The following is a 25,824-nucleotide window of genomic DNA, read 5'->3' on the forward strand; positions in this document are numbered from 1 at the left end:
GAGAACTACGGAGCCGGGTTTTTAAAACTGAAAAATCCGCAGTAAAGATACAACCCCTGAAAGAATTTCTGCATCCACACAATAAACGCCACTTTTTGCAGTTATTATCACGCGGCAAATTCTTAATTTCGTTCTGATGCACATCATCACCAGTTTCTTCTTACAGAAGAAAAACCTCTGTTTCTTTTTTCTTCTTTTCAGTTGCATTCTTTACTCGCAGGATGTTCCCATCGGCGGCTGGAAAATGCACTTGCCGTACATTTCCTGCAGGTATGTTACGGGATCTTCTTCATCTATCTGGACCGCTACGGACAATGGACTTTTCAAACTCAACAAATCAGATTATTCGGTAGAACGCATTACAAAAATTGACGGACTGAGTGATCTGAATGTCGGCGCCATAAATTATAACGCTGCGAATGATCTTCTCGTGGTTGGATATAAGAATGGGAACATTGATCTCGTTCACGGAACAACCATCACGAATCTGAACGACATAAAACGTGCACAGATCATCGGCGATAAAGCGATACACAATATTTTTTTCGTGGGAACGCTCGCCTATCTTTCCACCGGTTTCGGAATTGTGGTGATCGATACACAACGCAACGAAGTAAAAGATACATACTACATCGGCCCTAATGGAACTTACGTGGAAGTGTATGACATCACCACCGATGGCATTACTCTTTATGCAGCAACAGAACAGGGAATTTATTATGCACCCATCAACTCTCCTTTCCTTTCCAATTTTGCAACCTGGCAAACTTTCACCAATATTCCCAATGCAACTTCAGCCGGACATTTTCCTAACCTGGTTTTCTTTAATAATCATCTTATCGCAAATTACGAACCCACTTATCCTGTTTATACACTCGACCGCGGAATAATTTTCACTTACGATATTGCTGCGAACAATTGGGATACTCTTTACGATTCAATAAATGTCCGCGATCTGTATGTGAGCGCTGATAATAAAGTTTATGCGGCTTCGAATTATTTCACGTTTGCTTTTGACGCCTCACTCACCAGCTTCAGCGAACTTTTTTATTCCATTGATAATTTCGGGCCACTGTTCCCGAGAAATATTTTTGTCGAGCAAAATGGCGATACGTGGGAAGCGGATGAAGAATATGGTTTGGTGAAAATGATCACTCCCACACTCGGACAATCATATTATCCGAATGGGCCGGTAAGCATTAGCGCGTATGCAATGACAGAAGAAAATGGAGAATTACTTACCGTGACCGGCGGGCACGATGATGCATGGAATAATGTTTACAACAATGAAGGAGTCTCTCTTTACAATAATAGTTTGTGGACAGACTACACCAAAAAACAGGTTTCCGCTTTCGATACAATTTCCGATCTGCTCGCTTGCGCAATTGATCCGAACGATCCGAATCATTACTGGCTCGGATCATGGGGAAGAGGATTGGTGGAGATGAATGGATCCTCCGTTGCGCATGTGTGGGATAATTCCAATTCTACACTTCGTTCAAAATCGCAGTACCAGTGGGTGGGAATAGGAGGGTTGCAATATGATGACAATAATAATTTGTGGGTGGTGAATTCGTATGCACTCACCATGCTCAACGTTTACAAACCAGATGGAACCTGGCAGGCATTTGATTTCTCCGGCTACATTCCCGACGGCGAAACCGGAAGCCAGATGATGATCACTTCAAAAGGACAAAAATGGATCATTCTTCCGCGCGGCGAAGGCATGCTTGTTTTTGATGATAACGGAACGCTCACCAATACCAGCGACGACAGAAAAATAAGATTGGGTTTCACTGCAGGATCAGGCGGACTTCCCGGATCTGAACTTTATTCAATGGCAGAAGATGATGATGGTGAAATATGGGTGGGAACCGATCAGGGTGTTGCTGTTTATTATTGCGCAGAAAATATTTTTACTCCCGGCGCGTGCGATGCACAACAGATCCTGATCACACAGGATGGAAATGTGCAGATCTTGCTTGAAACACAAGTGGTGACAAGCATCGTGGTTGATGGCGCAAACAGAAAATGGATTGGCACAGAAGGCGGCGGAGTTTTTCTCATGTCGTCTGACGGGCAAAAAGAACTCGAACATTTCACAGCAGACAACAGCCCGCTTCTTTCCGACGACATCACCTCGATGGCCATTGATAAAAAAACCGGCGAACTTTTCATTGGCACTTCCAAAGGAATTGTTTCTTATCGCGGCGAAGCAACGGAAGGCGGAGAAACAAACAGCGATGTGTATGCATTCCCGAACCCGGTGTCGCCGGATTACCACGGAACAATTGCAATTACAGGACTCGTGAAAAATGCTGATATAAAAATTACCGATGTAAGCGGACAACTTATTTATAAAACAACAGCGCTCGGCGGACAGGCAATCTGGGATGGAAATAATTTTAAAGGAGACCGTGCTGCAAGCGGAGTTTATCTCGTTTACATTTCGAATGCAGATGGATCACAGAAAGCGGTGACTAAAATTCTGCTTATTAACTAAGCGGGAAGATTACAGATCTGCGGGAATACAGATTACAGATCGGAAGGATCTAAGATATTTTCAGATTATTTATTCAGGCGAAAACAATTCATATACATTTGCACAAAATAATATTATATGAAAGCCACTTACAAAAGTAATTTTATTCATGCAGATTTAAGTTACAAAATCATTGGATGTGCAATGTCGGTTTACAATTCTCTCGGGCCCGGGCATCTTGAAAAAGTTTATCAGAAAGCTTTGGGAATTGAACTACGAAAAGCAGGATTGAATGTAAACGAAGAAGTAATGTGTGATGTCTATTACGATGGAATAAAAGTCGGACAGTCGCGCGCTGATTTTCTCGTTGAGGAAAAAATTCTGATTGAGATAAAAAGAGGGAGTTCCATGATTCCTGCAGATTTTAATCAACTGAAGAAATACCTGGCTGCAAAAAATCTTGAACTCGGACTTTTATTCAGATTCGCTCCCGAACAATTAATCTATAAGCGAGTTGTTAATCTTTCCGGGTATTCAAAAGTTGAAGAACCAAATAAAAACTATCAATTGCGCAACACTGCTTGACGATAAAATCGCGCATCTGGTTTTATTTGTAATCTGTATTCCGTAAAAATTCGTAATCTTCCCGCTGTGCTTACGACCACCAAAGGAATTATTTTCCATACCGTCCCTTATTCCGACAGCCGCGTCATTGCAAAAATTTATACGGAGAATTCCGGAGTGCAGTCGTTCATCATTTCTGTTTCGAGAAGTAAAAAAGCCAAAATAAAAAACAGTTTTCTTCAACCACTCACGCTCGTTGAAGTTGTTTCCGATCAGCGCGAAAGAAAAGAACTGCATCACGCGCGTGAGATTTCCTGCTTTTCTCCTTATCAGCACCTGCAGGACGATGTTGTAAAAACCAGCATTGCTCTTTTCATTGCAGAAGTGCTTTACAAATCAGTAAAAGAAGAAGAAGCAAATCCCCAATTATTTTCTTTTCTCGTGCACTCGCTGCAGATCCTCGACCTGAAACACGAAGGCGTTGCAAATTTTCATTTGTGTTTTCTCGTCCAGCTTTCAAAATTCCTGGGATTTTATCCGCAACCGAATTCTGCCGGTGAAAAAAGTGTGTTCGATCTGCGCGATGGGATTTTTCGTCCGCATATTCCGCCGCATCCGCTTTTTCTCGAAGTGAATGAATCGCGCTTGCTGGAAAATATTATGTCGCTCTCATTCGAAAATATGCAAACACTTTTACTGAGCGGCGAGATCCGCGGAATGATGGTGAAACATTTACTGCGGTATTATGAATTGCATTTACATTCCATGAATGAAGTAAAATCGCATCATATTTTGGAAACGGTTCTCAACTGAAGTATTCCGGCGGGAGGATTACGGATAGTACAGATTCTGTGTCGGTCATCGCGATCCCGAATTTATTCGGGAGAAGCGATCCTGCGCGGGGCTTTTTCGTAATCCCCCTATCTGTTCTTATTTTACTTTCACCGCATCAGCCGTTTTCTTCTTCGCCATTTCATTGAACTGCGGAATTTTTTCTTTCTCAATTTTCTTCAGCGCATTCAATTGAACATCGATCAGCGCACTGATATCATCAAAGGCAACATACGATTGTTTCGTTGGCGCCGCATCCACGGAAGAAACCGCACTTCCTATCCCTGCCAATTGATCGTTGAGGCGGATCGGGTAATTCAGCAGATCCTGTCCGGCCACTGCTTTCGATTGCACGAGCGCATCTTCAATTTTCTGCAGCGAATCAAGAATAGGTTTTGAAATTTTTCTCATCTGCGAAGCGAACGCCGTGTCTTCGATACTTCCGCTGTAAGAATTAATCTGCGCGCGAATGGAACGCAGGTCATTGATCGCCTGGTGTGTTTCCGATAATTTTTTATTGATCTTCAACAGTAAAGCAAGTTGTTCATCGAGATCTTTTTGTGTCACTTTGAAACGCGGATCTTCTTTGATCACGAAATTCTGTTGCGCAACGAGTGAATCGCCAATGAAAAATTTCACCGAAAAATTTCCCGGAGAAGCAACAGGGCCGATCGTTGATCCCGCCCACATCGGGCCCGGCTTGTCGAGTTTTGTAGCATCGGGATAACGCATGTCCCAGGTGAAATGATTCATTCCCGAATCGGCAGGCAATCCCTGGTGACGCGGAATTTTTTTGTCTTCATAAAAATCTTTTGAAATTTTTATCGGCTCACCATCCTCGTTTTTTAAATTGCTGAAAGATTTTACTGTATCGCCATTCGCAGTGAAGAAGATCATTTTCATTTCTTTTTTCGGTTTGTTCTTCAGAAAATAAGTTATCGAAACTCCCGAAGGGGCATTTTGTCCTTCCTGCATTCCATCATAATAATAACTTCCGCCTTCGGTACGCATCGCATCATCGGGCTTGAAAAGATAAACTGCTGTTTTTGTCAATAGAAATTGTGCATCGTAAAATGGAGTGAGATCATCCAGGATCCAGAACCCTCTTCCGTGTGTGGCAATAACAAGATCATGTTCGCGCGACTGGATCCGGATATCGTGCACAGGAGTATTCGGTAAATTCAATTGCAGCGATTCCCATTTTTCTCCATCGTTGAATGAAACATAAACACCGGTTTCCGTTCCGGCATACAACAATCCTTTGCGCATCGGATCTTCGCGCACCACTCGTGTGTAATCATTCGCGCGGATTCCATTCGTGATGAGCTTCCATGTTTTTCCGTAGTCAGTTGATTTCAGCAGGTATGGTTTTGTGTCATCACTTTTGTAAGCAGTAGCCGATACGTAAACAGTTCCCGCATCAAAATGCGAAGGTTCAATTATGGTGATGAGTGAAAATTTCGGAAGGAGAGAAGCCGGCGTAACGTTCGTCCAGTTTTTTCCATCGTCTTTCGAAACATAAATATATCCATCGTCACTTCCCGTCCACAGTACACCTTTCTGCGCGTCACTTTCTGCGAATGCAAAAATGTCGGCATAAATTTCTGCACCGGTATTGTCTTTCGTGATCGGGCCGCCACTGGGTTTCATGGTCGTTGAATCGTGACGCGTGAGATCGGGAGAAATAATTTCCCAGGAATTTCCTCCGTCAAAACTTCGGTGAACATATTGCGAGCAAACAAAAAGTTCGTGCGGATCGTGCGGAGAAAATGCAATGGGATACGTCCACTGGAAACGATATTTTTTTTGCGCCGATCCGCTTCCGATAGCAGCAACAGGATAAACAGAAATATCGCGGTACTGATGTGTTTCGTCATTGTAGCTACTTAAGTTTCCATCGTACTCTCCTCCGTAAGTGATGTGCGAATCTGAAGGATCAGGAACAATGTATCCCGATTCTCCTCCTGCAACATTGTGCCAGTCTTCTCTTCCAATGGAATAACCATCTGTTTTTGCAGCAATGCGAATGGAAGAATTATCCTGCTGATCGCCGTAAACGTGATAAGGATAATCGTTGTCGAGATTCACGTGATAGAATTGCCCGGTAGGAAGATCGGCTTCTGTCCAGTTGCGCGCCCCGTCAATTGAAATTTCCGGGCCACCATCGTCGCCGATGATCATGCGCATCGCATCATCAGGATCAATCCACAGATCGTGATTATCGCCGTGGTGATTATTGATGAGTTGTGGAAAAGTTTTTCCTCCGTCAATGGATTTCCACGATTGCACATTGAGTACATAAACCACATTTGCATTTTTCGGATCGCAGAAGATCTGAGAAAAATACCAGGGACGTTGTTTGAGATTATTGTCCGTCGACATCTGCATCCAGTGATTTCCACCATCCATACTTTTGTAAACGCCGCCGTTCGTTTTATTTTCTACCAATGCAAAAAGTAAATTTCCATTCGTGGGAGAAATGCTCACAATGATTTTTCCGTCGAGGCCGGTTGGCAATCCCGCATTCTCAGAAATTTTTTTCCAGGTATCGCCGCCATCCATGCTCTTGTAAAGTCCGTCTCCTTTTCCACCGCTCTCGAGTGAATAAGGCGTTCTTCTCGATTGCCACATGCTTGCGTAAAGGATCAGCGGATTCGTAGGATCCATTTTAATATCTACACAACCGGTGGAATCATTCACGAATAAAATATTCTCCCACGTTTTTCCGCCGTCTTTACTTCTGTAAACGCCGCGTTCTTTATTCACACCGAAAATTTTTCCCTGGCAAGCCGCGTAAACCAAATTTTCATTCTGCGGATGAACAACGATGGTCCCGATCGCATAACTTTTTTCAAGGCCGGTATGTTTCCACGATTTTCCCGCGTCTGAACTTTTGTAAACACCATCGCCGAAAGAAATATTACTGCGCATTTCCACTTCGCCCATTCCCACATAAAGAATATTCTGATTCGACTGAGCAACTGCAATTGCACCGACAGACGACGAATGAAATGTTGTATCGCTGATGCAATTCCAGCTTTGTCCGCCGTCAATTGTTTTCCACACGCCACCGCCTACCGCGCCTGCGTAATACGTGTTGCGGTCGCCGCGCAGGCCCGCTACCGCGAGCGTACGCCCCGCGCGGAAAGGCCCGATGCTTCTCCACTTCATTCCATTGGGGGAATTAGTGAGAAGAGGATCTGAAGTTTGTGCGAAGAAAATAGAAGAGAAAAGAATGGAAGAGGAGAGGAGGAGATTTTTCATTGGAGAATTTATTTTTTTGGTGTTTGTGGAATAAGCCAAAGGTATTTTTTTCTAATGAGTTTTTTGAAATCGGTCAATGGTAAATCTTCACTCGCTGTTTCGTCTTCCCCGCCACTTAACTCATAAGAATAGTGGATAATCAAATTTATCTCGCTGAGCGAAATGCCAATGAAGTGAATGTTTCCTTCAAAACTTTCGTGCCCTTTGGTATTTCGTAACTTTTAGTATCCTTTTCGTATTTCGTACTACAGATAAAGATCAATCAATTCCCTCACAGCCCCATTGCCACCATTCTTCGTCAGTACGACATTCACGATATTTTTTATCGCGTCAACAGCATCCGCCGGGCAGGCAGAAAATCCTACCGTGCGCATCACTTCTTCGTCATTCACGTCATCGCCAATGAAACAGATATTTTCCGGTTTGATGTTCAGCGCGGCGCACCATTTATTCAGCGTTTCCATTTTAGGAACCTGTGAAACTTCAACGTGAGAAATATTCAGGATCTCTGCACGTTTGGCAATTATTTTACTCGTATATCCGTGTGAAATAATTCCTGTTTCAATTCCGCGTTTTTTCAACCTGCGGATCATCAATCCATCCTTCGCATTGAATTTTTTTATCTCGTCGCCATTCTCCGTGTAATAAATTCCGCAATCGGTAAGCACACCATCCACATCCATGATCACGAGTTTAATTTCCTTACTGCGCTGCTCTTCGCGCAATTCAAGATCTGTTTTCAGAAGGAGATCCGTGGTGATGGAAAATTTTTCGGCGATGTGCGGAATGTCATCCGGCAGCGGACGTGCGAGATCTTTCATTCCGAGTTCGGAAGAAATTTTTCCTGCTTCGAGATTATTTTTCCGGAGAAGAAAAGAAATATTTGCGGCGTACAAAGACATTTGTTGAGATATGCTTTGCGCCCTTGTGCCTTTGCGGTTCAGGTTCACCGCTAAGGCGCGAAGACGCCAAGTGTAAATTTAGATAATCTTTCTTCCGATTGAATTAGCAACTGCTTTCAATGAATTGGCGAGCACACGGAACTCATCGTGATTCAATTGCTGACTCGCATCACTCTTCGCCACTTTCGGATTAGGATGAACTTCAATCAACAATCCGTCCACGCCCATTGCGCAGCACGCGCGCGCGAGATCGGGCACACCATACGCATAACCGATCGCGTGCGAAGGATCGAGAATGATCGGGAGATTGGAATATTGTTTCATCCACGCGGCGCCACAGAGATCGAGTGTGAATCTTGTTTTTGTTTCGAATGTTCTTATTCCGCGTTCACACAGGATCACATTTGGATTTCCGCCGGCAAGAATAAATTCCGCGCATTGTAAAAATTCCTGCAGCGTTGTTCCGAATCCGCGTTTCAGTAAAACAGGTTTCTGTGTTTTGCCGCAGCGTTTCAGAATTCCGTGATCGTACATCGACTTCGCGCCGATCTGGATGATGTCAGCGTATGCGATGATGTCTTCCACTTGTGTCGCGTCTCGCACTTCGGTGATAATATTGAAACCATATTTCTCTCTCATTTTCGCAAGCAGTTTCAATCCGTCAATTCCCATTCCCTGGAAAGTGTAAGGCGAAGTGCGCGGTTTGTATGCGCCGGCACGCAGAGTGGAAATGCCGAGTTCTTTTAAAAGTTGCGCGCTCTGTTCGATCTGTTCTTCCGATTCTACCGAGCAGGGGCCTGCGATGAGCGCCGTGTGATTCGTATGACCACCGATGGTTGTATTTCCGAATTTAACTGTACGTGTTTCTTTTTTCCACGCGCGCGATGACAATTGCATATCGTCGTTGAGAACGGTAACGCGATCAGTTTCACTTTGGAATTTTGCATCAAGTTCTTTTGTTGCCGATGGAGTGATGAGCGTGAATTTCTCTTCGCAGTGAATACAGAACGCTTTGAGTTCTTTCGCGATCTCATTGGCGCGGGATTCGGTTATGTTATGTTTGAGTTCTATGATCATTTTTTCCGTAAAAATTTTGAGTTCGGGTCAAATAGCCGAATTTAAGATTACGATCTTTTCCCAATCAATGCTTCCATCTGCCTTACAGAATTCTTTCGAAAACTCTAACGTAAATTTGTTTATCATTTTAGAATATGATTTTTGGTATTCATCGTTTTTCTCTTTTGCCTTATGCCCGAGAGGTTCGATAATGTCCAGGTAAAGTTTACTGTCGCCAGAAATGAATTCCCAAAACTTTTGTCCACAATATTTGAAATAAATTCCTTTTCTATCCGAATTTTTTTCTTTGCCGTAGCAACAGCCATTTATTGCTATAACATTTAATTTGGAATTACTTGTCCGTAACGTTTTTCTCGCGGCATTAAATTCAGAAATCATTTTGTTTATCTGACTTCCGTTTCCCCAACTTGGACCAGATTTAATATTAACAATATACCTTATTCCATCTAAATCAAACTCAAGATCAATTCCCGCAATTCCCGATTTTTTCCCACCATATACTTTTTCATTAATATAAATAGCGAGACCCTCAAGCCATGCCCCAAATATAGTTTCCTCGTGTGATGAAATATGCGCGTCAGTTAAATTCTTTACAATCGCCTCCGAAGTAAGAATATATTTTGCTTTAAATAAATATGGATTTTTCTTTTTAAGAACCGTTTTGAGTTTCAGTTTGTCCAAACTGTCAATTCTTATTTTATGAAAATCACCAATATTGTCTTCAACATATTTAACAACATCTGAAAGATTAAATTTTTCTAATTTCTTTCGATTAGGCATTTGTGAGTTTTTTTGCTTTTTTGGACTTAATTTTCGTCTTGTATTTTGCTTTCGGTTCCATCAAATATAATTCGGTCGGGCTAATTGATCTTTTCACAATTTCAAAGTAATCAGACAAAATTTCAATTCCAATGGAATTTCTTTTCAATCGCTGAGCAATTTCAATTGTGGTTCCTGAACCCATGAATGGATCTAAAACCAGATCATATTCTTTTGTAAAAAGTTTTATAAACCAGGCAGGAAGCTCCTCCGGAAATGCTGCACTATGATTTTTGTTATTGCATTCAGTTGCCAAATGCAAAACGTTGGATGGATACGCTTTGTCTCGATTAACCCAATTAGAAATATTTTTTCCGAAACCGCTTCCAACTTTCGAATTGTCTCTTGTTTTGTCTGTCTGACTTAAGTTTTTTAATCGAGTTTTTGCCCAATCTCCCATTGGCACCATGACTTCTTCTTGGTACATATTAAACTTCTTGGTCTTATTAAACTGGATCAGCCTTTCCCAAGAGTCTCTAAAACGATTAGGCCATTTTCCCGGGTAAGAATTTTTTTTGTGCCAAATAAATTCTTCGGTCCAAAACCAGCCCTGTTTCCGCATTTGAAGAATCAACTCCATTACATAAGTGTGCCTTTCACCGTTAGATACTTTTTCTTTAATGTTTAAAACAAAAGTTCCATCGGGCTTTAACACACGCAATAGTTCATGCGAAATTGGAAGAAACCAGTCAACATATTCATCCGGACTGATTCCGCCATAAGTGTTTTTTCTGCTGTCAGCGTACGGCGGCGAGGTAAAAATGAGATTAACAGAATTAGTCCGTAGTTTTTTCAATTCTTTTGCACAATCCCCTAAGATCAAATTAGCTTTAACTTCCATAAGGGCTAAATTACAATGAGAAAAGATTACTCATTCAAGTTTTGAAAAATCTTTCCAACAATTAAAATAGCGGATAAGAATTATTCAAGCTTCTCCCTTCACAAGGTTGAAGAAGGTGAGTGCGCCGGTCACTTTATTTTCATGGTCAACAACAGGCAAATAGGTGATGGCGAAATTTTTTGATTTGATGAGTCGCAACAATTCTTTCACCGTAGCATTTTCATTCACGGTAACAGGAGTACGATTGACCACATCATTTTCCGTAATGGAATTAAGCGCGTTTATTTTTTTCAGCATTCCTTTTCTCATGTCGGCGTTGCTGATTATTCCTTCGAACTTATTTTTTTCGTCGGCGAGGATCGTGAAACCAAGAGCGAAATCTTCTATACTGCGGAGAATATTTTCAAGGGAACGTTCATTCGGTTTCAGCACCGGAATTTCTCCACGGGTCATCATGAAATCTTTCACCATGAAATGCGATTCGTTCTCATGTGCTTTTAAATTCAGCAATGCGCTTCCCACAGTTTCCGCTTTGAAAAGATAAGAGCCGCTCACGCTCGCGTACACGCCCATGTTGCGCAGGATGAAAGAAACTTCCCCGTTCACTCCGCCGTCAACATGAATTCTTTTTTCCGGGAATTTTTTTCTGAACATCCGGATTTTCCTGAAAATTTCTTTGTTGAATTCTCCGCCGCTTTTTCCGGGAATGGTTGCCATCATGAGAATGAAGTCAAAGCGATCGGCATATTCGGTGAAGACATCAATTTCAGAAACAGAAGTGATGGCGAGGCCCAATTTCCCTTTAATTCCGGATGGAACAACCAATTTGCCGGGAAGATCTTCATATTGGAAGGTGACAAAATCACAGGGAGTTTTTTCCAGCAACGGAAAATATTTTTCCGGAGTTTTTGAAATGATATGAAGATCAACGGGCGTTTTGCTCCATTGACGGATCTTCGAAATATCTTCGAAAACTTTCGGCTCATCGTTACAATCCACATGAAAAAGATCGATGCGGTGTGCGTCGAGATCTTCTACAACTTCTTTCAGGTCGCGTGATGTAGAATAAATGGAAGCGGAGATTTTCATTGGAGAAATTCTGCCCAAAGGTATGTATTTGGCTGGTAAGCTATGCGATGGATGGAATATCGGATCTGTTTTTCAATGGGCTTTTCTCTTGTTCTTTTTGCCTGACCAAACCAATGCTAATGGCTACGAAAGTGAACAAGCTGCAATGATCACCACAGTTTTAGTACGCATTCGTATTACGTAACTTTTAGTAGGATTTTCGTATTTCGTACTCAATGCCAGAAGGCATAACTGATGAGTATCGCTGCAATGATCCCTGCGAGGTCTGCTATCAATCCTGCTCCCACAGCGTAACGTGTTTTCTTTATTCCAACAGAACCGAAATACAATGCAACAATATAAAATGTGGTGTCGCCCGAAGCGTACATCACCGAAGAAAGTTTTCCCACAAAAGAATCGGGACCGTACGTCGTTTTATTCTTGAGCAGTTCAGCTACCAGCCCCTGTGTTCCGCCACCGCTCAATGGTTTCATTATAGCAACCGGAATGGTGGGAGTGAAATCTGTATTCACCCCGAGTTTGTGAAAGAACCAATCGAATCCTGCAACGAGATAATCCATCGCACCACTTGCACGGAAAACACCAATGGCGATGAGCATTGCAACCAGATAAGGAATAATTTTTATCGACGTGTTGAATCCTTCTTTCGCACCGTCAATGAAAACGGAGAACACGTTCAGTTTTTTTATTACGCCACCGAAAATAAAAAGTATGATCACCGAAAAAAGAATGAAACTGCTTTCTACATTCGAGATGGTTGTTCTTCGCTCCGGCGTCATGTGCGAGAAGGCCCAGATCATAAAAAAAACAAATGCGGTTATCCCGAGCAGCCACGAGAGTAAAACTTTATCGAACAATTTTATTTTCTGCCGGATCGCAACAAAAATGAGTCCGCAGAGTGATGCACAATAAGAAGCGATCATGATGGGAACAAAAACGCAAGTGGTATCGGCCGATTGAAAAGAGGCTCTCAGCGCGAGAATGCTCACAGGGATCAAACAGAATCCGGCCGTGTTCAGCGCAAGAAACATGATCATGGAATTACTCGCTGTTTCTTTTTCGGGATTTATTTCCTGCATCGATTGCATCGCTTGTAATCCGAGTGGCGTTGCTGCATTTCCGATGCCGAGCATATTCGCAGAAAAATTCAGAATGATGTGTCCATGCGCAGGATGTCCTTCGGGAATTTCAGGAAATAATCTGCAGAAAAACGGCCCGATGAGTTTGGCAAGAAAACGTATTGCCCCCGCTTTCTCACCCACGCGCAGCAGGCCCATCCACATAGTGAGCGCGCCTGTGAGGCCGAGTGCGACTTCGAATCCTGTTTTTGCAGAATCGAATGTGCCCGACATCATGCTGGAAAAAACAACCGTGTCGCCGAGGAAGATCAGTTTACAAAGCGCGACGATGAATGCAACAAGAAAAAATCCAACCCAGACGTAATTCAATGCCATGAAGTAAAAATAATAAGATAGGAGAGCGGAGGGCGGAGCCCAGGGCAAACTTTACAACAAGCTAATTGTGAATATCTGATTTTCCGATTGCAGATTCCATGAAAAAATCTCAGAGTGAATAGGCGAGCGAAGCCACATCTTTCAACCGCGCAAGTTCATCGGCATGCCGCTGCAATAATTTTTCCGCGATCTCTTCTTTCACCACCACGTCGAGCGGATCATTCTTGTAACCGATCATCACGTACACTTTATTCTCTGTGTAAGAAACCGCAACTGCTGTAGCAAAAAGTTTATTCAATTCCAGCAGGTTCACCATGCGTGCGTGCGTGACGATGAGCGCCGCACCTTTGGTGTCGGTGGTGTAAACCGAAAAATTTTCATCGAAAGAATCATTCCCGGCTATTACTTTTTTCAGGGTGGAATTGCGGGAATATTTTTTCTCGGTGAGTTCAGCCCATTCATCCACTTCGCCTGAAACTTTTTTCTTCTTCGGAAAAACCCATACATCACAGGGAAAAATTACAGGACAGTGAATGCGGAAAAAATATCCGTAGAAATGATTCGTTGGCGATTCACGCTGCAGTACTACGCCCGAGCGCGCATCGCGATTGTCCTGCGACTCGGTTTGCAATGCGATCTGGTAAACTTCCGAAACCACTTTTCCCGAAGGGCCGAAGAGATAATCTTCCCGCTCAATGCGGTTTGCTTTATCACGGAATAATCCGCTCTTGCGTATATCTTCATTCATCAACCGGTGCGACGAAGCATTCACCCATCCCGGCAAAACGTGCGGAACAATTCTCCGCAACATAAGCCGCTTGTATTTTCTTGAGATCGTTTCGCGATCAGGAAATTTAAATGTGATCCACGCAACGAAACCAAAAAAACCGAGCGTGGAAACGAGCATCACAATGTAGGGCCATGCACGATCATTGTAATTTTCAAGTTCAATCATGAAAGCCATCCACGTCATAACACCCACGTAAAGCAATGAAGCGGAAATCCACAGCGCGGGTTTACGCCGGAGAACAACGCGTTGCCTTTCGAGTTTCTGCAAACGTTCCTGTTCCTCCTGCGTGAAGAGTGAAAAGTATGTGCGTTGTGAAGACATGGATTTGTTGAGCAGCGAAAGGTAGGTAATTTGCCCATGTGCTAATGGGGGAATTTGCCAATGAATTACTGATTACAAATGACAGATTCAAGGATGAACGACAAAATCAAGTCAAGATGTCCACTGCAGTTTTTTCAATTGTGCCGGACTCACGTTAAATGATTTTTCAAAATTCATTCTCGATTCCATATCACTTCCCGGGGCGGAAAGCGAGAGCTCTTTAATATTTTCTTTATTGAGAAGTGCGGTGACGGTTGGTGTACAAAGATCAAAATGCAGATGATTCACCGGGCATTCGTAAGGCCACGAACTGGAAATAAGAACAGGCACTGGAGCTTCATTATTAGAAAAAATCACGGAATGAATGTTTTTCATTTTCAGAATTTGCGGTGGAATATCCGTGAAAAGATTATTGGCAAGATCGAGAACGGTGAGACTATCCATTTCTGCAATGGATGCCGGCAATGTTTTCAAATTATTTACGCGAACCATCAGCACTTCAAGACTTTTCATTCTTGAAATTTCTTCCGGAATTGTATCTGCAAATGAAACGCCGATGGCGAGGCCTTTCAGTTTGTCGAGGCAACATATTCCCATTGGAAAATCATCGAAATTGAAATAAGAGAGCTCGAGGTATTTTAAATTTTTCAATTCTTTCAGGCGTAAAGTGTCAATGCGAATCTTCAGTGGCGCCTGGAGCGAATCGGTTTTCTTTTCCCGGCAAAATCTTCCCTGTACCGAAAGATGCTCTACATTTCTCAGCAACATAATTTTATCATCGGGAAAAACAGAGTCGCTGTAATTTTCATACTCAACAAATGTTGCGCGGAGCGGATTTTTCAATGCGGTTTCGATGGGTTTGCCGCGCTTTTCACTGTACATCGCTTTTTCCGCCGGAGTTTTTTCTGCGTGAATGGCAAGAGGGAAGAGTAAAAAAAGTGAAAGAGAAAAAATTCTGTTCATGGTGGAAATTTATCATTTAGCTAACAAAACTGTCCATTTTTACAACCAGGAATTCATAAATCTTATCAACAAATCAAACAAGTTTTCAGAATGAAAAATAGAAATTTCTCCAATGAAACCAATCTATCCACATTCTATCAACACGGCGTTTTTCTCTCTGCAAGAAGAATAAATTTGTGTGCTTATGGAACAACTCTCTCTTCTTCCACCTGCGCTGCGCACCTCACGCGCGCTGCACTTCCCGAAAATTCTCCGCGATCGTTACAATCTTCTCGTCCCGCGACAGGAAGACGGACTCATCGTTCTCGCACTTTACCAGAAAGTCCGCGCGGGTACTATCGAGCGCACTTTTCCCGAACGCATCATCACCGAAACGATCAAGCAGGTGCTCGATGAACTCGGACAAGGATCGGCACGCGGAGAAGAAACACAGAAGTATGATGAGACGCTGCACCGTTTGCTCCGCCACTTTCTCGACAAAAACATTGAAGAAAAAAATTACCAATTGAGTTCGTACGCAGAAAATTTCTGCGATCTGCTCGAGCGCGAAGTGCACACTGCGATCAATCCTTCGCAGATCCAGAAAACTTTCAACGACCTGGTGATGCTGCTGGGAATGAAACTCGAGAACATCGAGGATTTTCGCCATTGGTATCACACCCAATTTTTCAAGCACAAGAACGACATCAGCGCACAATTGCGCGCGTTGCAGGCCCAGATCGAAGACACCGTTGAGCAGCTGAATGATCTCGTGAAAAATGAAGTGGAGAATTTCCGCGATATGCTTATTGCATGTGAAGCTTTGCTCGATCGAATCAAAGAACAGGCGGATAAACTTTCAAGCGCATTCTCCTCGAAGGACGACATCAAGCAGATGCTCGATGATTCGGGGCTGAGCGATGAATTTGAATTCCGCACGATGAAACGCGAGGTGAGAAATTATTTCAAGGACATTGAATACCGGCTCATCAATGTGAGTCACACCATCGACCGCATCAAGCCGAAGATCAATAAACTTTATAATGATTTTGAGAAACGCGAATTCGACCGGAAGATTGAAACGTTCCTGGTTTATCTTTTCAAAAATTCGACAAGCAAATTTTATCGCACCAAAAAATTAAAAGACCGCAAAGTACACGAGGTGGATATTTTTCTTCCGAAGAATATTGCGGAAAAAGAAATGTACATGGATCGTTCGCGGCTGATGGATGTAGAATACATGCAACTGCTCGAGCCACCGGCCATTCAATTGCTGAATCACGAATTCGATGTGGATGATCTTCACCGCCAGGCAGAGGATCGCCGCCGACAGATAGAGCGCGACAAGAAGATCGAAGAATGGTTCAACATTATTTCTGAAGACCTGGCAAAAAATAAAAAAGTGAATTTCGGAGATTACTATTACCGCATTCTGCAGAAGGAAAATGATTTTGAGGCAGCCGTCAAGGAAGCGAATCTTGTACTCAAAGAATTTTCTAAAATGGAAAATGTGGAAGTGACCGTGAATGAAGAATTTCAATTCGACTCAAAACAACCCAACATCGCGCTATGGAAGATGCAGCTAAAAAATACAGTTTCCTAGAAACGGAAGAAGCGGATAATCTTTTCGCTGAACTTGATTTCGCTCTCAAGAGCGGGCAACACGTGCAGAATTATCCGCACCAGGTGGAGCTTTATAATTTTCTCGAGAAATTCGAAGAAGACATCCGCCTCTATTACCGGAATCTTTTCAAGGTGAATCTCGCTGCGAAAGGATCGGATTACACAAGATATTTTTATCTCGAGATCGATGATGAAAGCCGTGGCATTGTGAAATCGCGTTCGAAAAAACTTTCGCCGGAATATACTTTGCTCGGAATTCTGTTGCTGAAGATCCATCGCATCGACAAATATTTCATCAACGACATTTACATTCCCGATCTCATCCAACTCATCAAGAGCAACGAAGAGTACAAGAATTTCATCTACAATCTTTTTGCAAAACGCCGGGAAAAAGAAGCGACTGACATTGATGAAAACACCATTGACGAATGGGTGCGCAATGCGCTGCAGAATTTTGAACGAATGGGATGGATCCATTTCGATCCGCGCAATAAAGATATTTTCGAGATCATGCCTTCGATCGATCGGCTCTTCACCATGTATTCTTACGAGATCCACAACATCGATCGCCTCATTGACGAAACAAACACCATCACCGAAAAAACAGGAGGATTGTATCCTGTGGAAGAAGGTGAGGACAACGAATAAATTTTTGTCTGCCTTCGACAGGCTCAGTCTGACAAAAATTTCAAGAAGAACAAAAAAACATTATGAAACAATATCCAAGAATCTATTCACTCTCCACTGTAGGAGTTATCTATCACAACAACTGCGATTATCTTCTGCATCCGCTTCGCACGGATTTCACCGGCGGTTCCGGTTCGGGAAAATCGGTGATCGCCGATCTGTTGCAACTGATCTTCGTTGCGAAAAAAGAATTCTGGGAATCCAGTACCGATGTCATGACCACGGAAAAACGAACCGTGGAAGGCATTGTGCTCAAGCAAGGCGGTGAGCAGGGAAATTTCGGCTATGCTTTTGTGAATGTGGAAGTGGAAAAAGGAAAATTCTTTGTCGTGGGTACGCACGTGCAGACGAACGCGCGATCCATTTATCCGTTCATCATCCAGAAGGGATTTGACTTCGGGCCGGAGGCAGAGAACAATCTGGACCCGATGGATAAATTTTTATTGTACAAAGATTTTCTCATCAACAACCAGATCCTTCCCATTGACAAACTGAAAGAGGTTTTTGATAAACGTGGTTATAATCTCCGCCACTTCAATAACCGTACTGCGGAATTTCACCGCGTGCTTTACAACAACCAGATCCTTTCGCTCGATCTCAGCCACGATGAAAAGAAGCTGAAGAATTTCGCGCAGATCATACAGTCCTTCTCAAGGGGAAAAGGTGTTGGCGCAAAATCAGAAGACCTGAAAAATTTCCTGTTCTCGAATGACGATGATCAGAATAAAGAATATGAAAAACGCAAAAAGGAAATTGAAGAAGCGCATGAAGAATACAAACGCCGGTCACGCGTTTACGAAATTGTGAAGCTGAAAAAAGATCGCCTGTTGGCATTGCTCGAAGACAAAAAGAAACGTGATGTGGCACAAGTGCGCGCTGTTACGATGGAAACAACGTGGGCTTATCACCAGAAAGATGTGGTGGGCCGCGATCTCATTCGCACACAAAAAGAAACCGCGCATGTGAATCTTCAGCAGATTTTGCTCGAGCAAAGAGTGAATGAATTGAATACCGAAGCGGTGGAACGTGAGCTCGACTCGATCACGGGTGAGCGCGAACGCCTGACGACGGAGTTGGAAACAAAAAAGAAATCGCGTGAATTCGCGGAGAAGAATCGCGCATCGTATGAAAAGGCGTACGGAATTTCACAGCAGGAATACGATGAGGCCAGTGCGCGATGGACCAAAGTTAAATCAGTGGAAGGATGGATACGTCTTTACAAATCCATCGATGAGGTGCGCGAGCAATTTGCAAAGCAGGATAAAGTGGCGCGCGATAAAGAACGGCTCGAAGAATTTGAGAATTTCCTCGACGAACGCGGCATCACGAAAAATTTTCTCGATTCAACATGGGCAACTGATTTCAGGATGGCGCAGGTGGAGAACGACGGCATCATGGATAACCTGAACGAAGAAATTTTCCGCCTCGAACAAGTGCTTCCGCTTTTCGACAGCCAGAAAAAAGATTCTGTTGTGCAATGGGCTATCAAGAACGCAGGAAAACTCACGAGGGAAGAAGAGTCGGTGCTGATGCATTTTAAAACGCTGAGTACAAAAAAACCGTACGATGTAAAAGACGGAGCGCGTTTCATTCCTGATCCTGCCGGTATTTACAAAAATTTAAAACCAACCGACAAAGACGCGAATGGTTTCTGGGTGGATCTTGCCGGTGTGATGGAATATGTTCCGCTTGTTTCGAAACAACTTTTCAATAATCCGAAAACGATCGAGCAGGAATTGCAGAAATACGGAGATACGATCGGAAAAGAACTGGAGAAACTTACGGCCGAACGCGAGCATCATCGTTTGCTGCGCGATCAGCTCATAGAAGCAGGATTCAACCAGGCGCTCTCCGATATTTTCATTCGCAGGGAAGAACTCGCGCGATTTGTTGCGGATGAAACGATGGTGATGACAAAAGATGAATTTGAAGTGACGATGGATCTTTTCACGAATCCGCAGAACAATATGCGCCTGCAATACGAGGAAGCGAAGAAGAACTGGGAAGATGCGCATCAGAAATTACGCGAGGCCGATGATATCATTGCAAATTCACAGGGAGCTTTGATCGCGCTCGAAGGACAATTGCGCCAACTCGATCTCACTCAACTTCCCGACAAAGAACGAGAACTGAAAAATTTCAAACAGGAACGCAAAGCAGCCGATGAACGTTTTGCAGAATGGCAGAAGGATGCGAACACGTATCTGAAACCGGCTGATGCGGAAACAAGTCATGCGCAGGTGAACAAAGAAGTTCGCGCCATTGAAAAAGAACACGGCTCAAGTTCGAAAATGCTTTACAACGCGTTCACGCAACGGCTGCAGGAAATTTCGCGCAAGCAGGGATCGCTCGAGCAACGCCTCATCGGGTTGATGGAACAAATGCCTACGCTCGATTCGCGTTTCAATGAAGTGCACAAACGTTACACGGAACTCATTGGAGAATTCAAAGCGGAAGAAGCGACAGATATCGTGGAAGAATCGCAGGTGAATAAAGCAAAAGTTACCGTGATCACCACGCAGAAATCGTATGAATCGAATTTCGAAACGATTTTAAAAGATGATAAATTCAATATTGATGATGAACGTTTGAAGGGCGATCACAAATATGATTTTCAATCGCTTGCTGAAGTGATGTTGCCGAAGATCATCAAGGATCCGAACAACGTGGAGAATGATCTTGCGAGCGATGTGGAAGAACACCTCAAAAGTATCAATGAGAAAATGAACGAGATCAACGATCACAAGTTGAAGATCATCAATGGAATTTTCTCGAAGATCGAAGAAGTGTACAGCGAATACCGCGATCGTATTGATGACATCAGGGAATTTTTCCGCCAGAATAAAATTTCCGGCGGACACTACGTGGAAATTAATTTTGATCCGTCGAAAGCTTACCCGATCCAGTGGATACGTTCGCTCAATAAAAACATCGCGGCGAAAGCGCAGAATGTCGGCCTCTTTAAAATGTTCGAGACAGACAATGAAGGAGCGGATGCAATTATTTTAAAAGCATTCCTCGAACACAGCGATGGAAAAAATGTGAAACCCGACATTCGCAAACTCACGAATCCGAAATCCTATTTCGATCTTTCTATTTCACTGAAAACTCCAAGGGGAGAAGATGCGCCGGGATCGAACGGGCAGAACTACACGATGCTTGCGTTGCTTTGCATTGCGCGTCTCTCGATCATTGACAGTGATAAACTCACAGGAGCCGATCGTAAAATAAAACGCGGCGTTCGTTTCATGACCATCGATGAAGTAGCGGGACTCGGTGAGAATTTCGATATGCTGTATGAACTCGCGAAGAATTACGATTACCAGATTCTTACGATGACGATCGATCCGATAGGTCGATTCCAGGAAGGCAAGCAGAATATTTACACGTTGCGGAAAAATAATAACCCGGAATTCCACAACATCAATCCGACTCCGCTTGCACAATTCAGTTACGATAATATTGTGGAGACGCTGGAAGATTACATTGGTGCACTGCAGACGCAGAATTAATGTGCTAATGAATTAATATGTAAATGTGCGAATGCCACACAAGTGTTCGCACATTTTTTTCAATTCGTTTGTAGAGCCGGCCAGCGCTCAAGATTGCTTCACTTCGTTCGCAATGACCGACGCGCGGGCTGTCATTGCGAACGAAGTGAAGCAATCTTGCGGGCGGCCGTGAGAAAAACCAACTGTTGCATATTCAAACAATATTCCCGGAAAGATCTTTCCATTCCGGATTCATTTTATTAATGAGATCCTCTTTTCTCTTTCTGTTTCCGGCTTTCAATTGTTTTTCCCTTGCGATCGCATCACGTATATCCCAGAAAGTTTCATAGTAAACAAGTTTGTGAATTTTATATTTTGACGTAAATGATTTCGAATTACGATGATTCTTGTGTTCTTTCGAACGGCTTTCAAGATTATTCGTTACACCTATGTAGAGTGTAGTGTGCGTAAAATTAGCCATGATGTAAACAAATCCTCCGGTCATACTTTCAAAAGTAAATTGAAGAAAGGACTTAGTCATTTGAAAATGGTTCACCTTTCAGAGGCCAGCGCAGGATCGCTTCTCCCGATTTTAATCGGGAGAAGCGATCCTGCGCGAAGGCGTTGAGAAAAACAACTACCTTAGTTTCTCCAATGAAAAAATATTTTTTCCCTTCTGTACTTATTGCAGTTTTTGCGACAGTGATTTTATTTCAACTCAACTGCACTCCCAAACTCGATCCACCGAAACCGCAGGCAGGAAGTTGTGATTTTAGAACAACGGTTGCAATCGGTGGAGATTACATTTCAGGATACCAGGACGGAGCACTATGTTATGACGGACAACATAAGTCGATCTCCGCTCTTCTCAGCAGGCAGGTAAATTTATTCTCAGGAAATAATTTTTTTATTTACAGCATTCCGAGCGGATCAGAAGGGTTGGGTTGGAATATTAAACCGTGGGAAAGTTGGTATTCTGTACCATCACATCTTGGTTATTCCACAGACTGCATGGGCGTGAATTCATTAATGCCTTTGCAGGATTCGCTCAGCAGGACTTCAGCAAATTCAATTATTACAACGGCGAATCTTACCACGTACACGCATCTGATAGGAATTCCATTCGCAAAAACCCCCGACCTCTTTGATCCCATTCTTGGAAATTTCTCGTCGACACAAAATACAAATCCATATTATCGGCGCATTGCAAGAAATCCAGGCGCATCGACTGCTATCGGAGATGCAGTCGCACTGAATCCAACCTTCTTCACCGCATGGCTCGGCATGGAAGACATTTACGATTACGCACAACTCGGTGGAACAGGAGCGAGCATTACTTCTTCCGGAACTTTTTCCGCGTATCTCGATTCTGCATTGATGCGGTTGACGGCGAATGGCGCGAAAGGTGTGATCGCAAATATTCCCGACTTCCGGAATTTTCCATTTTACACTTTGGTTCCGTGGAATGGAGCAACGCTCACGCAGAGCAAAGCCGATTCGCTGAATTTAATTTACCAGAGTGCAGGCATCACCAATATTAATTTCACAGAAGGGGCGAATGGATTTGTGATCGTGGATCCGAGCACTTCATCCGGTTACCGTCAATTGCACAATGGAGAATATATTCTGCTAGATGCGCCACTCGATTCGATGAAGTGTAATTTTTATGGATTACTTATCAACCCGATGAACGATCGTTATGTGCTCGACAGTTCGGAAGTGGCGAACATTGACGCAGCTATTTCTTCTTACAATTCCATCATCGGGCAGAAGGCAAATCAATATGGACTGGCGCTCGTGGATGCGCATTCGTATTTCGCGCACGTGACCTCGGGAATAAAATGGGACGGGGTTGATCTCAATGCGGAATTTGTAACGGGAGGATTTTATTCGCTCGACGGTTATCACCCGAACCAGAAAGGATATGCGCTTATTGCGAATGAATTCATTTCAGCGATCAACAATAAATACGGTTCCACTATTCCTACCCTGAATTGTTTTGATTGCAACGGAGTTTTATTTCCGTAGACCCGCATCACTTCCTGCAATCAGAATTTTCTCTTCATTTTTTTATTTTCCCTTTGCTGATTCGCAATGCTTTTTTCTTTCCGCCTTTATTATGTTTTACAAAAGTGTTTTCCTGTGCAACCGGTTTTCTTGCTGCCGGCATAGGGCGGTGCTGGTAATAAGCGGTGTATTGTTTTTTCACTTCACAATTCACTTGGTCGGTATAGTTGTGATTGTAATCAAAACATTTTTTCCCGCGACTATAACTGATCGCGGCTATAGGAGTTTCAAGTAAAGAAATATCAGGACCTGGAACTGATTTAAAGAGGGCAAGTTCGAATTCGATACCGAAATAACCGGTTGTAAAAACAGGAACGTGCGTGTCGGCGCTGATCTTTTTGGAAACAAATCCTTTGTGCGAGATGGTGATCAGGAAATTATTATTCACCGGGAGACGGAAAATATATTCACCCGATTCGGCGCTGAGAAAAGTATCAGACCGGCCGCTCCCGGTATTCAGAATAATAAGCCGCGCACTGTCGAGATATTTTTCAGTCCCCGTAACGTCAAACCCGGTCTGGAATATTTTCCCGCTGAGTTCGAGGTATCTTGCCGCATTCATTTTTCCAATCATCCCGCTGCCAGCGAGTATCAGAAGTGTATAGAGGAACTTTTTCATAATCCGGGATTTTCTCTTTCCTGTTATAAAGGAACAACAGCACCTAAACGAAAACCCTGATGGAAGTCAAGAAAACAAGTGAGAGAAAGCAATCAGAAAACAATCGCTGCTCAGAAATTTTTCAGCGTTTCTCAATGACAAGCGTCTGCCCGATACGGTCGTGAAGTGAGCGTTTCTTTTTATCGGCGAGAAGAAAAATTATTTCGGCAGTATAAATGCTCATTGAAACTACAGTCTGAATAATAGTGTGTCCACTATTCCTCGCGAGTCGTGTATATTCCTTCATGGTGATCGCAGATTGAAATTCCGGCAGATGAAAGACCCTAAGTGTAAAATACAATGAGATTATTCCTGTGACAATGATGAGGGAATGCCTGAGCACAGCATTCATTAAACCGATACGGGAGAGATCACGTTTCACCACTTTCATTTTCATGATCATTTTTCCCGGTGTGGCGCTGAAGAGATATTCAAAGAATGGCCGGAATAAAACAGAAAAACAAACCAGGATGATCATGAGCGCCGGATTTTTCCACGTGGTCTTGTCAAACCACTGCAACGGAATAAAAACCGGGGCGATAAATAATCCGTCGATCAATAAAGCGAGCAATCGTTTCCAGAATCCGCCGTACACTACAGTATTGTCCATGAATTAAAGATAGTTGAAACAGGAAAGCGATCAGTCTTTTTTCAGCGCGTTCAGTTTTTTGTCAATGTATTTGTCATTCGGCAAAAGACTTTTCTGAATTCTCCTTGCATAATTTATGCTATCAATGACCTCTTTCTGCTTCATTTCCACCAATAATTTTTGCGAAGAAATAATTTCATTCGCTTTCTGCTTATTCCTGTACGCGCGGAAGGACACGCCCGCCACCACAAGCATGAGCGCGAAGCCGAGCGCACCTCCGTAAGAATAAATTTTCTGCTGTTGAATTTCCTGCGTGTGTTTTAAGTCGTCACGTTTTTTTTGTTCTGAATTTTTTATGGAATCCGCGGAAGTTTTTTTGTCGAAGTCGTACTGCATTTCTATCTGCGTTTGCCGTTTTGTGTTTTCTTCATTGGCAAGACTGTCGCGTGCTGCAATGTATTTTTTGTAATGATCCAAAGCCAGATCGTATTTGCCGGATTCCTCATCTATTTCACTCAAGCCATGGTAGATCTCTTTTTCGGCGACGAGCAAACCCAGACTATCTGATTTTGCGAGCGCCAACAGCAAATATTTTTCTGCTTTTGAATTTTGTTTCAGTGAATGATAGGAATCAGCAATATTGTCGAGCATGATCGCCTGGTTCTCCTCATCCCCGGTTTCTTCGGCAATCTGCAACGCCAGAAATTGATATTCGAGCGCTTTGGTAAAATTACCAAGACTGGAATAGGAATTACCAATGTTTCCGTATTCGGCCGACATTCCCGATTTGTTTCCCGTTTCTTCGTCGATCTTAAGGGCAGCGAAAGAATATTTCAATGCAGTGTCCTGCTCATGAAGATCCCTGTAAATATTTGCAACGTTGCCCAGGTAACGTGCCGTGCTTACTTGATCACCAAGATCCTTCACGATCTTTAATGCGATTGAATAATATTTCAGCGACTTCTCATACTCTTTCTGTTCAAGATAAACCAATCCGAGTCCGGCGTTTGCAGAGGCGATCCCGTTTTTATAATGGATCTTTTCAAATTTCTGAAGTGCGCCCAGGTAATTTTCAATTGCATTCGGGTACTGGCCTTTGATCCAGAAAGTATTTCCCAGGTAAAGCGAGGCAAGCCCCATGAATTTGTCCGATTTTAATTTAGTTGCCAGCTGCACGGCCTCAAGCGAAAGTATTCTTGCCGTATCGGGATTGTTATGCAAACACAGGCGCGAGAGTAAGTTCAGGCTCTTTACTTCATTGGTATCCGGCTTTGCTGTTTTTAAGAGAGCCACAAGAGAATCTGTTTTCCGTTTCTGGGAGAAACAAGTAGCC

20 protein-coding genes are annotated in these 25,824 nt (G+C 43.2%); 7 read left to right on the forward strand and 13 right to left on the reverse strand.

Annotation, left to right across the window (positions count from 1 at the left end):
* The first annotated feature begins 136 nt into the window (after window positions 1-136).
* From HY064_13705 to recO, 3 genes are all read left to right on the forward strand, one after another.
* Window positions 137-2,503 carry a T9SS type A sorting domain-containing protein gene (locus HY064_13705; GenBank protein ID MBI3511710.1) on the forward strand — a complete coding sequence of 789 codons (2,367 nt, stop codon included), beginning with the start codon at window positions 137-139 and terminating at the stop codon, window positions 2,501-2,503.
* 117 nt (window positions 2,504-2,620) lie between these two features.
* Complete coding sequence (locus HY064_13710; protein MBI3511711.1) at window positions 2,621-3,067, forward strand: GxxExxY protein; 447 nt, start codon at window positions 2,621-2,623, stop codon at window positions 3,065-3,067.
* A gap of 66 nt (window positions 3,068-3,133) precedes the next feature.
* Window positions 3,134-3,859: a DNA repair protein RecO gene (recO, locus tag HY064_13715; protein MBI3511712.1), complete on the forward strand. Its 726-nt coding sequence runs from the start codon at window positions 3,134-3,136 to the stop codon at window positions 3,857-3,859.
* A gap of 117 nt (window positions 3,860-3,976) precedes the next feature.
* On the opposite strand, the gene HY064_13720 is transcribed toward recO, so the two are convergent.
* The 9 genes from HY064_13720 to HY064_13760 form a co-directional block, all read right to left on the reverse strand.
* A complete protein-coding gene (locus HY064_13720; protein ID MBI3511713.1) occupies window positions 3,977-7,141 on the reverse strand; it encodes a glycosyl hydrolase in 3,165 nt (1,054 codons plus the stop codon).
* Between the two features lie 245 nt (window positions 7,142-7,386).
* Window positions 7,387-8,043: an HAD-IIIA family hydrolase gene (locus HY064_13725; protein ID MBI3511714.1), complete on the reverse strand. Its 657-nt coding sequence runs from the start codon at window positions 8,041-8,043 to the stop codon at window positions 7,387-7,389.
* Window positions 8,044-8,121: 78 nt separating this feature from the next.
* Complete coding sequence (aroF, locus tag HY064_13730; protein ID MBI3511715.1) at window positions 8,122-9,120, reverse strand: 3-deoxy-7-phosphoheptulonate synthase; 999 nt, start codon at window positions 9,118-9,120, stop codon at window positions 8,122-8,124.
* Between the two features lie 27 nt (window positions 9,121-9,147).
* On the reverse strand, window positions 9,148-9,900 hold the full coding sequence (locus tag HY064_13735) for a cytosolic protein (protein ID MBI3511716.1): 753 nt from the start codon (window positions 9,898-9,900) through the stop codon (window positions 9,148-9,150).
* Window positions 9,893-10,780 (reverse strand): site-specific DNA-methyltransferase, encoded by an 888-nt coding sequence (locus tag HY064_13740; GenBank protein MBI3511717.1) that lies wholly within the window; start codon window positions 10,778-10,780, stop codon window positions 9,893-9,895. The genes HY064_13735 and HY064_13740 overlap by 8 nt, the downstream gene beginning before the upstream one ends.
* An 84-nt stretch (window positions 10,781-10,864) precedes the next feature.
* Window positions 10,865-11,869, reverse strand: a complete 1,005-nt coding sequence (locus HY064_13745; protein ID MBI3511718.1) for a CBS domain-containing protein — start codon at window positions 11,867-11,869, stop codon at window positions 10,865-10,867.
* 212 nt (window positions 11,870-12,081) lie between these two features.
* Window positions 12,082-13,323 (reverse strand): hypothetical protein, encoded by a 1,242-nt coding sequence (locus HY064_13750; GenBank protein ID MBI3511719.1) that lies wholly within the window; start codon window positions 13,321-13,323, stop codon window positions 12,082-12,084.
* A gap of 109 nt (window positions 13,324-13,432) precedes the next feature.
* A complete protein-coding gene (locus HY064_13755) occupies window positions 13,433-14,434 on the reverse strand; it encodes a DUF3137 domain-containing protein (GenBank protein MBI3511720.1) in 1,002 nt (333 codons plus the stop codon).
* A 111-nt stretch (window positions 14,435-14,545) separates the two neighbouring features.
* Window positions 14,546-15,397: a leucine-rich repeat domain-containing protein gene (locus tag HY064_13760; GenBank protein MBI3511721.1), complete on the reverse strand. Its 852-nt coding sequence runs from the start codon at window positions 15,395-15,397 to the stop codon at window positions 14,546-14,548.
* A 184-nt stretch (window positions 15,398-15,581) separates the two neighbouring features.
* Here HY064_13760 and HY064_13765 point away from each other — a divergent pair, with 184 nt between their 5' ends.
* From HY064_13765 to HY064_13775, 3 genes are all read left to right on the forward strand, one after another.
* A complete protein-coding gene (locus HY064_13765; protein ID MBI3511722.1) occupies window positions 15,582-16,979 on the forward strand; it encodes a hypothetical protein in 1,398 nt (465 codons plus the stop codon).
* Window positions 16,946-17,647 (forward strand): chromosome partition protein MukE, encoded by a 702-nt coding sequence (locus tag HY064_13770; GenBank protein ID MBI3511723.1) that lies wholly within the window; start codon window positions 16,946-16,948, stop codon window positions 17,645-17,647. The genes HY064_13765 and HY064_13770 overlap by 34 nt, the downstream gene beginning before the upstream one ends.
* A 62-nt stretch (window positions 17,648-17,709) precedes the next feature.
* A complete protein-coding gene (locus tag HY064_13775; protein MBI3511724.1) occupies window positions 17,710-21,198 on the forward strand; it encodes a hypothetical protein in 3,489 nt (1,162 codons plus the stop codon).
* A 193-nt stretch (window positions 21,199-21,391) separates the two neighbouring features.
* Here HY064_13775 and HY064_13780 read toward each other — a convergent pair whose 3' ends face one another.
* Window positions 21,392-21,682: a GIY-YIG nuclease family protein gene (locus HY064_13780; protein MBI3511725.1), complete on the reverse strand. Its 291-nt coding sequence runs from the start codon at window positions 21,680-21,682 to the stop codon at window positions 21,392-21,394.
* Between the two features lie 149 nt (window positions 21,683-21,831).
* Between HY064_13780 and HY064_13785 the strand changes: the two genes are divergently transcribed.
* Window positions 21,832-23,205, forward strand: a complete 1,374-nt coding sequence (locus HY064_13785) for a hypothetical protein (GenBank protein ID MBI3511726.1) — start codon at window positions 21,832-21,834, stop codon at window positions 23,203-23,205.
* Between the two features lie 34 nt (window positions 23,206-23,239).
* Here the strand turns inward: HY064_13785 and HY064_13790 are convergent, their stop codons facing one another.
* The 3 genes from HY064_13790 to HY064_13800 form a co-directional block, all read right to left on the reverse strand.
* Window positions 23,240-23,863, reverse strand: coding sequence for a carboxypeptidase regulatory-like domain-containing protein (locus HY064_13790; protein MBI3511727.1), 624 nt, complete (start codon window positions 23,861-23,863; stop codon window positions 23,240-23,242).
* 121 nt (window positions 23,864-23,984) lie between these two features.
* Window positions 23,985-24,512: an RDD family protein gene (locus HY064_13795; protein ID MBI3511728.1), complete on the reverse strand. Its 528-nt coding sequence runs from the start codon at window positions 24,510-24,512 to the stop codon at window positions 23,985-23,987.
* A 30-nt stretch (window positions 24,513-24,542) separates the two neighbouring features.
* Window positions 24,543-25,784, reverse strand: coding sequence for a tetratricopeptide repeat protein (locus HY064_13800; GenBank protein ID MBI3511729.1), 1,242 nt, complete (start codon window positions 25,782-25,784; stop codon window positions 24,543-24,545).
* Between the last annotated feature and the right edge of the window lie 40 nt (window positions 25,785-25,824).

The organism is Bacteroidota bacterium, assembly GCA_016194975.1.
In the GTDB taxonomy this organism is placed as follows: Bacteria; Bacteroidota; Bacteroidia; order Palsa-965; family Palsa-965.

Coding starts and splice junctions, on each gene's coding strand:
- HY064_13705 (MBI3511710.1), top strand. CDS start 137: ATGCACATCATCACCAGTTTCTTCTTACAGAAGAAAAACCTCTGTTTC.
- HY064_13740 (MBI3511717.1), bottom strand. CDS start 10,780: ATGGAAGTTAAAGCTAATTTGATCTTAGGGGATTGTGCAAAAGAATTG.
- aroF (MBI3511715.1), bottom strand. CDS start 9,120: ATGATCATAGAACTCAAACATAACATAACCGAATCCCGCGCCAATGAG.
- HY064_13785 (MBI3511726.1), top strand. CDS start 21,832: ATGAAAAAATATTTTTTCCCTTCTGTACTTATTGCAGTTTTTGCGACA.
- HY064_13745 (MBI3511718.1), bottom strand. CDS start 11,869: ATGAAAATCTCCGCTTCCATTTATTCTACATCACGCGACCTGAAAGAA.
- HY064_13760 (MBI3511721.1), bottom strand. CDS start 15,397: ATGAACAGAATTTTTTCTCTTTCACTTTTTTTACTCTTCCCTCTTGCC.
- HY064_13770 (MBI3511723.1), top strand. CDS start 16,946: ATGGAAGATGCAGCTAAAAAATACAGTTTCCTAGAAACGGAAGAAGCG.
- HY064_13750 (MBI3511719.1), bottom strand. CDS start 13,323: ATGGCATTGAATTACGTCTGGGTTGGATTTTTTCTTGTTGCATTCATC.
- HY064_13735 (MBI3511716.1), bottom strand. CDS start 9,900: ATGCCTAATCGAAAGAAATTAGAAAAATTTAATCTTTCAGATGTTGTT.
- HY064_13795 (MBI3511728.1), bottom strand. CDS start 24,512: ATGGACAATACTGTAGTGTACGGCGGATTCTGGAAACGATTGCTCGCT.
- HY064_13790 (MBI3511727.1), bottom strand. CDS start 23,863: ATGAAAAAGTTCCTCTATACACTTCTGATACTCGCTGGCAGCGGGATG.
- HY064_13775 (MBI3511724.1), top strand. CDS start 17,710: ATGAAACAATATCCAAGAATCTATTCACTCTCCACTGTAGGAGTTATC.
- HY064_13720 (MBI3511713.1), bottom strand. CDS start 7,141: ATGAAAAATCTCCTCCTCTCCTCTTCCATTCTTTTCTCTTCTATTTTC.
- HY064_13780 (MBI3511725.1), bottom strand. CDS start 21,682: ATGACCGGAGGATTTGTTTACATCATGGCTAATTTTACGCACACTACA.
- HY064_13725 (MBI3511714.1), bottom strand. CDS start 8,043: ATGTCTTTGTACGCCGCAAATATTTCTTTTCTTCTCCGGAAAAATAAT.
- HY064_13755 (MBI3511720.1), bottom strand. CDS start 14,434: ATGTCTTCACAACGCACATACTTTTCACTCTTCACGCAGGAGGAACAG.
- HY064_13710 (MBI3511711.1), top strand. CDS start 2,621: ATGAAAGCCACTTACAAAAGTAATTTTATTCATGCAGATTTAAGTTAC.
- HY064_13765 (MBI3511722.1), top strand. CDS start 15,582: ATGGAACAACTCTCTCTTCTTCCACCTGCGCTGCGCACCTCACGCGCG.